We start from the raw sequence: 14,039 nt of genomic DNA, 5'->3' as shown, positions 1-14,039 counted from the left end.
ATCCCCCTTTTATTTTGTCTTTATGTTGATGAATTATACTACTGTCATAAAGAGTCGTCAATGAAAATTGCGACTTTTTTGAAATAATTTTGTTTCTAATCCTTCATTTTTCTGACAACTTTAGCGGGTTTCTCGGTGTTTTTTTATTAATTATGCAATTTAATACATAGTTCAATTTCATTTTAGTCTTTTATGATTTTTGTGGTGATTTTATGTCTTCCGCAAAAATAATTCTTTATTCCGAATAAATATTTCTATATTACAAATAAATTTTTTTATATTAAAAATGGTAATCTATCTTTTAATGCTCTACTTTATGAAAAATGCTAGCTAATAAAAAAAGCTAAATTACTAATCAAATTCATCAGTAATTTAGCTTCATAATTTTTAAAGATAATTTTATTGGATAATTGTTAAATTGTTCTATCTAATCAATTATTCCTGTTCAAACCAATCAGAGTTGTTTAATATGGCTCTACCAACACCAATCATATCCGCTTTCCCCTCTACTAGTAAGGCTTCAATCTCACTCTTTTTAACGACGCCACCAGTCAAAATTACGGGAATACTAACCGCATTCTTTATGGCTTCACTTGCATCTGAAAAATAGCCCGGAAAATCTCTACCTGGTACCATATAACCACAAAAACCACCTGAGATATCTATCGCATCAACACCCGCTGCTTCAAATGCTTTACATGCCGTAACCGCATCCTCTATCGTCGCACCCTCTGGCAAGTAGTCCGAAGCGCCTAAGCGCAATAAAATTGGAAAAGCTTCGCCAACGGCCTCTCTCGTCTCCTTGATAATCTCTAGGTGCAGTTTGATTCTTCCCATCAAATCACCACCATAAGCATCCTCTCTTTTATTTGAGAGCGGTGAGTAAAATTGATTGAGCAAATAACCGTGTGCACTGTGAATTTCAACGCCATCAAACCCAGCTGTTTTAACTCTGACAGCGGCATTAACAAACGCATCCTTCACATGGTTGATATCCTCTAGACGCATAGCCGCAGGAACGTTACCTCTTCTAGGGTTGGGCGTTGCAGACGGGCCAAGTACCTCATAGCCTGTAATTTCCTGAGTCGTAGCACTTCCAGCATGGTTGATCTGCATGATTACCTTAGAGCCATTGTTTTGTATTAACTTTGAGAGTGCTTTTAATGGTTCAATATCAGCATCATTTGATATCGACATTTGGTTTGGACTCGCTTTACCTTTTGGATCAATGTAGCTGTGTTCGATGATCACAAGACCTAATTGGCCACTTTTTGTTTTCTCATCATAATAGTGTTTAATAGCCTCTGAAACCTGTCCACCAACTTCAGACTTGGATGTCGCCATCGGTGGTAACACGATACGATTGTGAACTGACATGTTTTTAATTAAAATGGGTTGTTTCTGTAAATTCATACCTACTCCTACGCTTTAAGCTTAAACTGACTGATAATCTGATTTAAATCCGTCGATAAGGCATCTATCTGTAATCCAATTTCGTTAAGTGTCATCATGGTTGCAAGAACTTCTTCAGTCGTTGCTGAGGTTTCTTCAGTACTTGCTGCATTTTCTTCTGCTATAGCCGCAAGTGATGTGACGATATCCACAACGACGCCTCTACTTCTTTCCATCTCGTCACTAACCTTTGTCAAAGAATGAATTTCTGAGTTAATAGATGCAATCGATGATGTAATTGTATCATATTTTTCTTTAGTTGCTGAAACACTTTTGGCTTGGTCGACGATGGCGGTTTTTACTAAGCTACTTTTATCGTTAACTTTTTCAATATCCGTTTTTAAAGCATTTAACATTCGATCAATTTCTTCTGTAGAGCTTGAAGACTGTTCTGCGAGCTTTCTAATTTCATCTGCAACAACAGAGAATCCTCTGCCCGCTTCACCAGCACGAGCGGCTTCTATCGCAGCATTAAGTGCCAATAGGTTAGTTTGCTCTGAAATACTAGCGATCATCTGACTGGCAGCACCGATTTTACCTGCACTATCATTTGTATGTTCAATAAGATCAAAAATCTCATTGAGATCCTTTTGATTAAAATCAGTAATCTTCGTTAGTCTTTGGATTTCCTTTAAGCCTTCTTCTGAAGCTGAGTTAATTAACGTGCTTGCATCCAATAGCGCTTGTGTGCTCTTAATACTGTCACCAATCACCTGACCCAATTGTGTAAACTCATTGACGACTTTCTCCGTGTCGCCCGCTTGACGTGAAGAGCCTTCAGCAATTTCACTGATCGCATTTGCGATTTCATTCATTGAAGTTGTAATTTCGTCAGTACTATTTTTCATCAGTGTTGAAGCACCATTTAATTCAGTTGATGAATGACGCATTAAACCAGCCATCTGATTCAATGAATTTTGAAGCTTTAAAACAGAACGCGTTAAAATACCAAGTTCATCCCGATGGTTGTTACTTTTCACCTCAAAGCTCAAATCATTATCCGCTAGTTTTTCCATATCTTCAGTTACTTGCTTTATGGTTCTTGCCAAATGCAATACTACCTTAGCAGCGAGGAAAATCACGCCAAGAATTAATACCATTGAAATACCTGCTACTACAATTAGAAGCAATCTGACGCCAGCTTGTATAGAGTCCACTTTGTCGTTGGCATAAGTTTCTAGAACCAAGGTCATTTTATCTAAGGTAGTTCTTGTAGATTCGAAGGCTTTTGAATGAACACTCAAATCGCCAGCCGCACTCACAAGGTTATAGGAAGTTTCATATTTATTCATGTCTTGTTGAAAGGAAGTAAATAATTCAGCTAAATTTAACCCGGTCTCAGTATCCTTATACTCATGATAAAGGACATCATTGTCTTTTAAGTTGTCAACGGCTTCTGATACCCTATCTTTAACTTGTGTAATATTATCTTTATATTCAGCAATTAATTGATCTTTTTGCTCTTTAGAAAGCTTTGCAGTATTATTTTTATATTTTTCCTCTGCAACAGCCGCTTGATATAAATCTCTATCTGCGTTTAGCAATGCTGAACTGCTAATGTAGATTTCATCATAGAGTGTATGCTCTAAATTATTTTGAACGCTGTTCACGATAAATACGAAAAATAATTGAAAGATAACAACAAGGGCGATTAAAGGAATGATCAGTACCCACAATTTTTTAGAAACTTTTAAATGCTTCATCGACTACCTCTCTCTAGTTTATTCATTCTTGTAAATAAATATTTACATGATAAGAACAGTTTTACTCAAATCACTCTTATTGTCAAGGTATGTTTTAAATTTATCACTATTTAATGAAAAAGTTCCACTAGCAACTTGTTTTCAATAGATTGCTAAGTGGAACTAACCGTTATTTGTGTTTATTCAATTTTTCTAATTTCATGATTTTATTTGTTGGTCAATACTGATTGATCTTTTTTGATGATTATTTTGATGTTGATTTAGTTGCCATTTTTAATTTGCTCGATTGCCATCTTGAAATAGTTGACATTTTGCGCACCTGTAATCGCGTATTTGCCATCAATAATGAATGTCGGCACACTGTTGATCCCTATTTCTTGGGCTTTGCTCTGATCGCCTTCCACTTCAGCTGTAAATTGTCCAGCTTCAACAGATTTTAGGAATTCCTCAGGTTCAAGGCCAATAACACTGATCAACTTTTGTAAGGTATCCAAATCACTTAAGCTTTTTCCTTTTTCAAAATAAGATGAAAATGCCCACTGCGCATATTCTAAGTCTTTTCCATTTTTTGATGCAAATTTATGCGCTTCATGTGCCAAACGTGTGTTGCCAGGTTTTAAATGATCAAAGTCATAATCGAGTCCAATTTCTTTAGCCATTTGAACTATGTCAGCATTTGAATTCTTTGCTTGTGCATAACTGATGTTATATTTTTCTGCGATGAGTTGATGTATGTCTTTATCTGGATGGCTTTTTGCATTTACATCCAATTGGAAACTCTTAAATTCAATATCAACTTGATCTTCCAAGTTTAATTCCTCTAACGCCTTCATCAGTCTTTTTTCGCCTATATAGCAAAAAGGACACGCAAAATCCGACCATATTTCTATCTTCATGTCATCCTCCTATTAAGTGCTTTGTATAAAGAATCATACTTTTTTAATCTCACTAATTCAAGATAATTTAAAGAACAAAGTGTAAACGAATTGAGAACATGGAAAATGCGCCTGTAAAAGGCGCATTTATTTGTATTTTAGGTCTAAATGTTTTAAGGTCTAAATGTTTTAAGTGCTTCAAGCGTTTGATCTACAAGATCATTAAGCTCCCAGCCTAGCATCTCGGCACCACTTTCAATGACATCTCTTGAGCAACCTGCTGCAAAGCTTTTGCTTTTGTATTTCTTCATTACTGATTTTAGCTCCAAATCCTGTACGCTTTTGGATGGACGCATTAAGACGGCTGCACCAATCAAGCCAGTTAATTCATCTACTGCGTATAGAACCTTTTCCATCTGATGCTCTGGCTTAATATCTACGACGATACCATAACCATGACTTGCAGTTGCGCGTATTAAACGCTCATCCAATCCACGTTCGCGCATAATTTCTTGAGATTTAATACAATGTTCCTCTGGAAACTGGCCAAAGTCTAGATCGTGTAACAGACCTACATTGGCCCAAAAATCAGCTTCATCGCCATAGCCGAGCTTATTCGCAAAGTAACGCATGGTTTCTTCTACGATTTGTGCGTGTTCTAGATGAAATGGATCTGTATTGTATTCGGTTAATAGTGCCCATGCTGCTTCTCTTGTCATAGCATTACCCTCTTTTCTCTCTTTTCTTAGGGTCTATTTTATGATATTTGACAGAAAATTTAAATAGTTTTATTTAAATTCTTAATACTCAACGATAAATTTAATGATATCTACATCTCTTTCACTATTACATTTTGTCATCTGAATGATCGCTTTGTAGCCACAATGCTTTCCAATTATTTTCTCCATTTCTATCTTGATATGTTGATAGTAAATTTCTCTAATATAATCACCGATGCGTTGATTGGATTCACTTGACAAAAGCGTATTTTCAAGCGTTGTGCGAGAACCCGTAACAACCACCTCCGCTATGTTGGCGTGAACAAATGCTTGAACCTTTTCTGGACCTTTTCCAGATGTGGTTTTTATGAGCTTTGCAAAATCAGATTCGATATTGCGCTCTAAATCCTTACTTTGTTTCGGAACGATATTCACTGGTTGTTGATTGCCCAATTTAGAATAAATTTTCTCAAGTGCTCTTGTTAGCTCCTCAAAATCTACTGGTTTAATTAAATAGCGATCAACACCAGTCTCTATTGAAGCCTGCATTAGTTCAACATCTCCCATCGCAGTGGTAATTACGATCGGAATGGTTTTGTTCAATTGTCTAATTTGCTCAGCCATTTCAAGGCCATCCATTACTGGCATCTTTAGATCTGTAATGATAAAATCGACTGGATATAATGAAAATTTATCCAATCCATCTTTACCATTTTCCGCTGCTATGACGTGCTTAACTCTCCTCTTTAAAAATGTAGTAACTTCCTCACGAAGAATCTCATCATCTTCGACATATAAAACCGTAAATTGGTTCATCTGAACACACTCCACTTCAGTTAGGAATTTTTATTGTGAGCATTAATCCGTTTTCCGTATTTAAAGCATGAATACTACCATTGAAGTTTTTCTCAATAATAACTTTAGAAATATAAAGGCCTAAGCCTGTGCCGTTGAGTTCATCTTTCGTCGTAAAATATGCTTCAAACAAACGTTGAAGATTCTCATCAGGTACGCCTCCAGCAGAGTCCTCTATCTTGAGCAGGGTTTCAGACTCAGAAATTTCAACAGAGATCCATATGTTTTTCGACTCTACTTTTACTGCTAAAAGTGCATCAATAGCATTCTTTAAAATACTAAATAATACTTGAGATAACTGATTGGGTCTACCGTACATCAAACGATCAGCTTCCAATTGATAGTTGACTTCTATATTATTGAGTCTGATTGGCTCTCTTAAATAATCCAAGGTACGATCGATCACCGAAGATATAAGAAAGTTCTTATTTTCGAGCTTTGGATCAAAGAAAAATCTAAAATCGTCTATTGTTTGAGACATATATTTTACAAGTGCATCATGACGTTTACTTTGAGTGGTCAGATAAGTTTCATCTAACTCACCATGTTGATAGGCATCCTCTAGATTAGTAAAGATCATAGAAATTCCACTGAGTGGTTGACGCCATTGGTGTGCGATACTACCGATCATCTCTCCCATAGCAGCAAGTCGAGATTGATAGATCATTAAAGCTTCACGCTTTTTGCTTTCATTCATTTCTTTCTCAAATAGTCTTTTCACAGTGATATCACGTGAGAACATAACGATGGATTGCTTCGAATCGTTTTCCATAATTCGCGCATTAATTTCAACCGGAATCCATTCGCCATCAATCCCTAAAAATCGATCTTCAAAGGTCACTGCTCCGACCTCATTGATTTCATCCAGAATTTTACTGAATGATTCGCGATTTAGTTCATGGCTAATCTGAAGGTAATTCAGATCATAATAATATTGCTTATCCTGACCCAATGAGCGAACAACCTTATTATTTACTTCGACGATTTTGCCCTCTATTTGATTCTCAATAACAAAAATACAGTCAGAACCCGATTCAAATATCTTCTCAAACTTATCTTTACTTTTCACAAGTTCAAAGTTAAGCTCATTTACGGTTCCAAGCAAGGCGAGTTCCTTTTGCAAAACGAGCTTGTCCTTACTATATCTATAGAAAATAAGCATCATCGTTACAAATATCAGTATGGTGATTGAGTTGATTATTATTATGCTGTAGCTTCTTTCCTTTAAGAAGGAGACAACTTCTTCATAATCCTTTGAGACATTGATGATCCAAAAATCTGTTCCAATATTTGCCGGTGCATAAGCACTAAACTTTTTAACTCTTTGTCGGTCATTATCTGTAAACCAGAGGGAATGATAAATTCCTACACCAGACTCTTTGTTCTTTTGTTTTTCTACTAAAGCTTCTAGTTCACTCCAATCAAAGTCAGGATAAGTCGTACGTCTTGCTTCCATGACGTTTTCACCAATATCCTGCGTATTTGGGTGCATGATTAAAACACCTGTTGAATCTTTAACAGATGCATACCCCTTCTCACCTGCTTTTACAGGCATAATAAAAATCTGATAGATGGTTTGAAGTTTGATTTTTACATATAAAATTGCTTTTAAGGTGTTCCCATCCATTACTGGTTGCAGAACATTAATATAAAGTTGATCGCCTTCTTTATAAATTTCACCAGAATCTACTATTAAGCTATTCTCAATTTGATCTAAATCTTCGAATATCTGATCGCTATAGTCTGTTGTAGGATAACTAAACATTTCCTTACCATCCAGCCCTACTAGACGTATTAACTCAATATTGTCACTTTGAATGGTATAGTAGTCCTCCAGATTCTGAAAAGAATCTTCCAGTGCAAAATTTGGATCATAGGAGCTGAGATCTCTTATAAACGAACGGCTTTTCGATAAAATTTCCAAATTATGCATCTGATAGGTAAAAAAATTCTCAACACTTTTGGCAACGGTCTCTGCAAGCGACAAAAGCTGAAACTGTTCGATTTCAATGACATTGTTTTGAATTTTTTGATAGTTTTGATTAGATGCATAGACGATGATGATCGTAACCACAAGCGCAAAGCCAATGACGACTGCTGATTTGGCTCTAAAGAGCCACTTACTAAAAATATTTTTAAGCATACAATTTCCTTAGCATTTTATAGTTCATTATAAGCAATTTTATAAGTAGAATCAACGGCAAAAAGCCACCGTAGGGTGGCTGCCTTTTTAAGCAGTTTTGCTTTGTGTTTTACCTTGTGTTTTAATCTTGTTAATTAAGCCTTTTATTGCTGGCATAAATACAAAGATAACCGTAATTGCGATTAAACAAAGTGCAAGTGGTGAACCAACAAATATTTCTAATGAACCATTTGAAATCTTTGTCGCTTGTCTAAATGACTGCTCCATAGTGCCACCGACGATAACTGCTAAAATCATAGGTGCTGTTGGAATCTTTGCGATATCCATAAAGTAACCGAGAACACCAAAGAACACCATAATATAGAAGTCTACAACAGAGTTTGAAATGGCATAGGTTCCTACGAATGCTAATCCTAGTACCAATGGGTATAAGATCTTCGATGGAATCGATAAAACTCTTACAAGTAATCCAGCCATAGGTATGTTAACGATTGCTAAGATAAAGTTACCGATAATCATACTTGCGATTAATCCCCATGCTACATCAGGATGCTGAGTAAATAACAATGGACCAGGCTGAATGCCAAGCATTAAGAGTGCACCCATCATAATAGCTGTTGTTCCCGACCCTGGGATACCTAAGGTTAGCATCGGAATAAATGCACCGACAGATGCCGCATTGTTAGCAGCTTCTGGAGCAGCTAAACCTATGATTTCACCTTGACCAAACTCTTCAGGATTTTTAGATATTTGTTTTTCATTGTTATAAGCCATAAGTGATGCCATTGTACCGCCAGCTCCTGGTAATGCACCAACGATAAAACCAAGTGGCGTACTTCTTAAGATTGCTGGCCAAGAGCGTTTCCACTCTGATTTGCTGATCCAAATACGTCCAAATTTCTTTTGTGGTATTTTTTTACCACCGTTGATCTCTGAGTATGCTTTGAAAACTTCACCAATTGCATAAAGTCCAATGATAACAACGAGGAAATCAATTCCGGATTGTAGCTCAAGGATTTTAAATGTAAAACGAGAAATTCCCGACTGTGCATCAATACCTACTGTTGCCACTGCTAGACCAACAAGAGTTGAAATAAAGCCTTTAATCATGTTGCCTTTTGACATAGATGATGTCATGGCAAGTGCGGCAATCATGAGTAAGAAGTACTCGGCAGGTCCAAATTTTAGCGCAAATTTAGCAACCGGTGTTGCAAGTGCGATTAAGAAAATAACCGATATCATACCACCAATAAATGATGCAATTGCGCTGATTGCTAGTGCTGACTCAGCTTTACCCTTCATCGCCATTGGATAACCGTCAAAGGTAGCAGCCAATGCAGCACCATCGCCTGGCGTGTTAATTAAGATTGAACTTCTCGAACCACCGAACATCGCACCGTAGTAAACGCCTGCCATTGTAATCAACGCAGCAGTTGGAGACATTGAAAATGTCAGTGGTAATAATACAGCGACACCTGTTGCTGGTCCAAGTCCTGGAAGCATACCTACTATAGTACCTAATATACCACCAAAGGTTACCAAAACAAGATGGTAAGGCTGTAGGGCGATCCCAAGACCGTCCATTAAATATTGCAAAATATCCATCTGTTCCTCCTAAATATTAAGAAATGGGGTCATCGGCAATGAGATTCCCAACAGGTAAAAGAAAATGTAATACACAACAATACTGAAAATTAATGAGACGATCAAGTTTCGCTTTAATTTGTTACGCTCAAGTACAGTCATAATAAAAGTAATAAATAAGAACGTTGAAATCACATAACCTAAATGTTCAAAGATGATAGCATACACAATAGAACTTAAAACGGTTAATATGATCATTTTTCTACTTAAAATATCACTTTCAGTTGTTGCAGCTTTAATTTTAGCAAATGCAGCCTTTAGTTCACTTACATTTGATTTTAATAAAAGCATTAACCCAAAAATGACCAATCCAGTTGCAATAATTAATGGGAAAATAGAAGGTGCCATTGGATCTCCCATTGGACTGCGTTTAAGATTATATGCAAAATATGCATAGATGATACCGAATATAATTGAAATCAAACCTGACAGAAAGTCAAAGCTTGCCTTTTTTGGCTTTTCCATAATTCCTCCACTGTGAAAGTGGTGAGGGACAAGCCCTCACCTTACATTTAAATCACTAGTTCTGGTTAAATTAGTTGGTTACTAATAGACCGATTTCTTCAAGAATGCTCTTGTAGCTTTCATTTGTTTCAGCTAAAAATGCTTTGAACTCTTCTTGTCCAAGATAAGCAGGTGCCCAACCGTGTTTCGCAGCTTCTGCTTTCCATTCATCTGTTTCTACCATTTTCGCAAGTGTTTCTTGCCAGAATTTCACAGCATAATCAGGCATATCAGGTGCACCAAATAGCCCTCTCCAGTTCTCAAATACTGCGTCGATACCTTGTTCTTTACAAGTTGGAATCTCTGCTAAAACGCCTTCGCCAACTCTTTCAGCACCAGTATGTGCTAATGCTCTTAAATCGCCACTTTCGATTAGTGATTGAACATCGCCTAATCCAGTTGTTAATAGATCAACGTGACCACCTAAAATTTGTGCAGTAGCTGTACCATCTTGGAAGCTGATGTAGTCGATTTCTTTTAAGTTTTCAACACCAGCAGCTTTTGCCATGATTAAAAATTGGATATGGTCCATTGAACCCGCTGCAGAGTTACCACCGATTTTTACACTCTTAGGGTCTTTTTTTAGAGCATCCATTACGTCAGTAATCGTTTGATATGGTGAGTCTTTAGGCACAACGAATGCACCATAATCAGTAATTAATCTTGCAAGTGGCGTCGTATCTTCGTAACCATACTCGCTTGTACCATTTAAGTTAATTAAAAGAATTGGTGGTGAATAAACAGAGATTAATTTCTCTGAGCCTTTTTGTGTTTGCATGTAAGCAAGGTTAACCCCGCCACCACTACCAGCATTGTTTGTTACAGGCATAGGTGATTTTACTAGCTCTGTGTCTTGAAGAACTTTTGCAACCGTTCTGATCGTTAAGTCCCAACCACCACCAGCGCCTGATGGTGCAATAAATTCAAGCGCGCCACTTGGATAATTTTCTTCTGAACCACCACCAGCAGAACAGCCAGTTAATGCAAAAGTTCCGACTACAGCAAGTGCGAGTAAAGAAGTTATCGCTTTTCTGAATTTCATAATTCCCCTCCTACTAATTTTCATCTATCTTATAGACCTTGCGTCTTTAAGATCATAAATTGAAGTAATTCTGATACATTGTGTTTTCTGCTTCTTGAGCAGACAAATGCAGGTGCATCACACAAGTAACATTTTCTTTCGCTAAAGCCCATCTGTTCTCTTGAGGTTCCCAAAACATCAATATCTACAAATCTACCAAAATCCTTGTAATCCTCAAACCCAACTGTGAAAGACTTTAACTTACATGGTTCTATATCACAAACAAGAATACATAGATTTTCATAATAACTTTTAGCAAACTCACTTTCACAAATTTGATATGGAATCTCATGTTCATTTAGAAGACCAATCAATTGTGACAAAGTCGCTTTAAACAACCGTTCAATCCAATCCGTCTTCTTTTCTGGTCCAGGAACGTTCAATCGGATGGAGACAATGGCTTTATTGGGAAATTCTACTTCAAGTCGCTTGAGTCTTAGAACTTTCTCCTCACGTTGAACAAGCGCATCCAATATTATTTCCTCTTCCTTTGACGTATAGTATCGATAATCGTACCATCTCGGTACTCGATTTTAGCGACGATTCGATCCTCGAAAGCGATCGGTTCAGGTGTACCTAACAATTGCGTTACTTCTTTATATAAATCTTCCATAGAAACTAAGCTGAAACCCTTTTCAGAGAGCTGATCTATTAAATCTTGTCTAAGCGGATTTACTGCAATTCCCCTCTCAGTTATAAAAACATCTACGGTATGTCCAGGTGTAATAATCGTTGTGACGCGTTCAACAACCGTTGCCAGTCTACCTCTATAAAGTGGCGCGACGACTATGGTTACTTTTGCGCTTGCAGCAGTATCACAATGTCCACCTGAAGCGCCCATAATAACGCCATCCGATCCTGTCATTACATTGACATTAAATGACTTGTCAATTTCGAGTGCGCTTAAAATAACATAATCAAGCTGTTCCGCTCTGCAGCCTTTCATTTCAGGGTTCGCATATTGAGACGCTGATATTTCAAAGTGTTTAGCGTTCTTTACGATGGATTCTGCTGCTACTAAATCAAAGCTCTGAACGTCGAACAGCATTCCGATTTGATTTTCTTCTAGTAGTTCAACCATTGGCTGTGTAATGCCACCTAGAGCAAAAGCGGCTTTAACTGAATCCTTTTTCATAGCATCCTTAAGGTATCTGGTAACTGCAAGGGATGCGCCACCTGAACCCGTTTGGAATGAAAAGCCATCTTTGTAATAGGGTAAACTGGTGATGACTTTAGATGTTGCCTCTGCAATCTTTAACTCCTTAGGATTTTTCGTATATCGTGTCGCTCCAGATGCGATTCCTGCTGGATCACCGATCTCATCCACTTTAACCACATAATTGACGTTTTCTTGAGTAATACTTGCAGGCATGTTTGGGAATTCAGCGATTTCATCAGTTATAAGAACAACCTTATCTGCAAACTCTGCATCTACCATGGCATATCCCAGTGAGCCGCATTGTGTCTTTTCACCTTTACCTGATGCATTACCGTAAATATCTGATTTTGGTACCGCTAAAAATGCAATGTCGATTTTCATTTCACCATTGCTAATGACTCTTGCTCTACCACCATGACTCCTAATGACGATCGGTTGAGCGAGATGTCCATCAGAGATAAATTCTGCAAGCTGTCCTCTTAAACCACTGGTGTGAATTTCCGAAACGACGCCAGCTTTTATATGATCAATTAGAGGCTCGTGGACTTTACCAAGTGAACTTGGGAACAATACTAAATTTTTGATATTTAATTTTGCAATTTCATCCATTACCAGATTGAGAACGTAATCACCTTCTCGAAAGTGATGATGAAAGGAAATGGTCATTCCATCTTTAATGCCACAATTTAAAACCGCTTCACGGATACTACTTACGAGTTTTGACATGCCATCACCTTCCTGCCTGACTTAACATCAATATTCTCTCAGCTCTTTCTACGATAGGTTTGTCTACCATTTTTCCTTTTAGAGAGATGACGCCAAGTCCTTTTTCTTCTGCTTCCTTTATAGCCTCTACAACCGCAAGTGCGTGATTGACTTCTGCCTCTGAAGGTTGATAGATGGCGTGAACCAATGGAATTTGTCTCGGGTTAATAACCGACTTTCCATCAAAGCCTAATTGCTTAATTAATTTCACCTCTCGACAAAAACCTTCTGTGTCCTCCACATCTGAAAAAACAGTATCTAAAGCAGCTATCCCTGCAGCTCTAGCCGCATTTAACAGTTGAGATCTCGCATAAAGTAATTCTACGCCAGTTGATGAACGAGTGGTTTTCATGTTAGTCACGTAATCTTCAGCGCCGATTGCGATTCCAATTAAACGATCTGATGCTGTCGCTATTTCATATGCATTTAGAATTCCCAAAGCACTTTCAATGGCAGCCATTACTTTAACTTTTTTAACCGTTTTAAATTTCTCTTCAAACTGCTCAATCAGTGCTACCATTTCTCTCACTTCTTCAGCTGTTTCAGTTTTTGGCATCCTTATAACGTCTATACCTGCAGCGACCATGGCTTCGACATCTTTTTTTCCAAATGGGGAATCCAGTGCATTGACTCTACAGACGAGTTCAGTCCCTTTATAGTCAAGTGTTTTAACTGCTCGATAAACTAATAGTCTAGCTGAATCCTTTTCTTTTAGAGAAATTGAATCCTCTAAGTCAAACATAATCGAGTCAGCGCCATAAATCATTGCATCTGCCAACATTCCCGGGTTTGATCCAGGTACATATAGCATTGTTCTTCTTAATCTTTCTGGGTTAGTCACGTAAGATCACACTCCAATCCATTTCAGATTCACCACTGTAGCGAAGAATAGCCGTCTGTGTTCTTGCAATAATCGTACAATCTAATGCACCTCGATCAACTGCTGATATAACGACTCCCTTTAACTGATGTTCATTAAGAATGCTTCTAATCAAAGCTCTTATATGATCACCAAATTGTGCTTCAACGACGCTTCTTAAATAAATTTCGTTTTCGTTAGTGTCGTTTGATTCAATTTGGATTTGGATATCACATGACTCTAATGTACCTGCGACACCAATCTTTTTTGACTCCATACG

General features: G+C 37.5%; 13 protein-coding genes. All 13 read right to left on the bottom strand.

The window, feature by feature from the left end; genetic code table 11:
• Nucleotides 1-435: 435 nt before the first annotated feature.
• Nucleotides 436-1,413 (bottom strand): NADH:flavin oxidoreductase, encoded by a 978-nt coding sequence (locus AC4PID_RS15910; protein ID WP_492132971.1) that lies wholly within the window; start codon nucleotides 1,411-1,413, stop codon nucleotides 436-438.
• 8 nt (nucleotides 1,414-1,421) lie between these two features.
• Nucleotides 1,422-3,155 (bottom strand): methyl-accepting chemotaxis protein, encoded by a 1,734-nt coding sequence (locus tag AC4PID_RS15905; RefSeq protein ID WP_492132970.1) that lies wholly within the window; start codon nucleotides 3,153-3,155, stop codon nucleotides 1,422-1,424.
• Between the two features lie 260 nt (nucleotides 3,156-3,415).
• A complete protein-coding gene (locus AC4PID_RS15900; protein ID WP_492132969.1) occupies nucleotides 3,416-4,051 on the bottom strand; it encodes a DsbA family oxidoreductase in 636 nt (211 codons plus the stop codon).
• A gap of 152 nt (nucleotides 4,052-4,203) precedes the next feature.
• Nucleotides 4,204-4,749 (bottom strand): hydrolase, encoded by a 546-nt coding sequence (locus tag AC4PID_RS15895; protein ID WP_492132968.1) that lies wholly within the window; start codon nucleotides 4,747-4,749, stop codon nucleotides 4,204-4,206.
• An 81-nt stretch (nucleotides 4,750-4,830) separates the two neighbouring features.
• The gene (locus AC4PID_RS15890) at nucleotides 4,831-5,565 is read right to left on the bottom strand and encodes a Na-translocating system protein MpsC family protein (protein ID WP_492132967.1); all 735 of its coding nucleotides are present in this window, start codon (nucleotides 5,563-5,565) and stop codon (nucleotides 4,831-4,833) included.
• 16 nt (nucleotides 5,566-5,581) lie between these two features.
• Entirely contained in the window at nucleotides 5,582-7,747 is a 2,166-nt protein-coding gene (locus AC4PID_RS15885; RefSeq protein ID WP_492132966.1) for an ATP-binding protein, read from the bottom strand.
• A gap of 87 nt (nucleotides 7,748-7,834) precedes the next feature.
• The gene (locus AC4PID_RS15880; RefSeq protein ID WP_492132965.1) at nucleotides 7,835-9,352 is read right to left on the bottom strand and encodes a tripartite tricarboxylate transporter permease; all 1,518 of its coding nucleotides are present in this window, start codon (nucleotides 9,350-9,352) and stop codon (nucleotides 7,835-7,837) included.
• Nucleotides 9,353-9,361: 9 nt separating this feature from the next.
• Entirely contained in the window at nucleotides 9,362-9,856 is a 495-nt protein-coding gene (locus tag AC4PID_RS15875; protein WP_492132964.1) for a tripartite tricarboxylate transporter TctB family protein, read from the bottom strand.
• 70 nt (nucleotides 9,857-9,926) lie between these two features.
• The gene (locus AC4PID_RS15870; RefSeq protein WP_492132963.1) at nucleotides 9,927-10,937 is read right to left on the bottom strand and encodes a Bug family tripartite tricarboxylate transporter substrate binding protein; all 1,011 of its coding nucleotides are present in this window, start codon (nucleotides 10,935-10,937) and stop codon (nucleotides 9,927-9,929) included.
• Between the two features lie 29 nt (nucleotides 10,938-10,966).
• Nucleotides 10,967-11,449, bottom strand: coding sequence for a citrate lyase holo-[acyl-carrier protein] synthase (gene citX, locus AC4PID_RS15865; protein ID WP_492132962.1), 483 nt, complete (start codon nucleotides 11,447-11,449; stop codon nucleotides 10,967-10,969).
• Nucleotides 11,450-11,451: 2 nt separating this feature from the next.
• Nucleotides 11,452-12,861, bottom strand: coding sequence for a citrate lyase subunit alpha (gene citF, locus AC4PID_RS15860; protein WP_492132961.1), 1,410 nt, complete (start codon nucleotides 12,859-12,861; stop codon nucleotides 11,452-11,454).
• Between the two features lie 4 nt (nucleotides 12,862-12,865).
• Entirely contained in the window at nucleotides 12,866-13,711 is an 846-nt protein-coding gene (locus AC4PID_RS15855) for an aldolase/citrate lyase family protein (RefSeq protein WP_492135392.1), read from the bottom strand.
• Between the two features lie 22 nt (nucleotides 13,712-13,733).
• On the bottom strand, nucleotides 13,734-14,036 hold the full coding sequence (gene citD / locus AC4PID_RS15850; RefSeq protein WP_492132960.1) for a citrate lyase acyl carrier protein: 303 nt from the start codon (nucleotides 14,034-14,036) through the stop codon (nucleotides 13,734-13,736).
• Nucleotides 14,037-14,039: the final 3 nt, after the last annotated feature.

It is taken from the genome of Fusibacter sp. QWL-12, from assembly GCF_058683495.1.
This window is presented reverse-complemented; position numbering and strand designations above follow the sequence as displayed.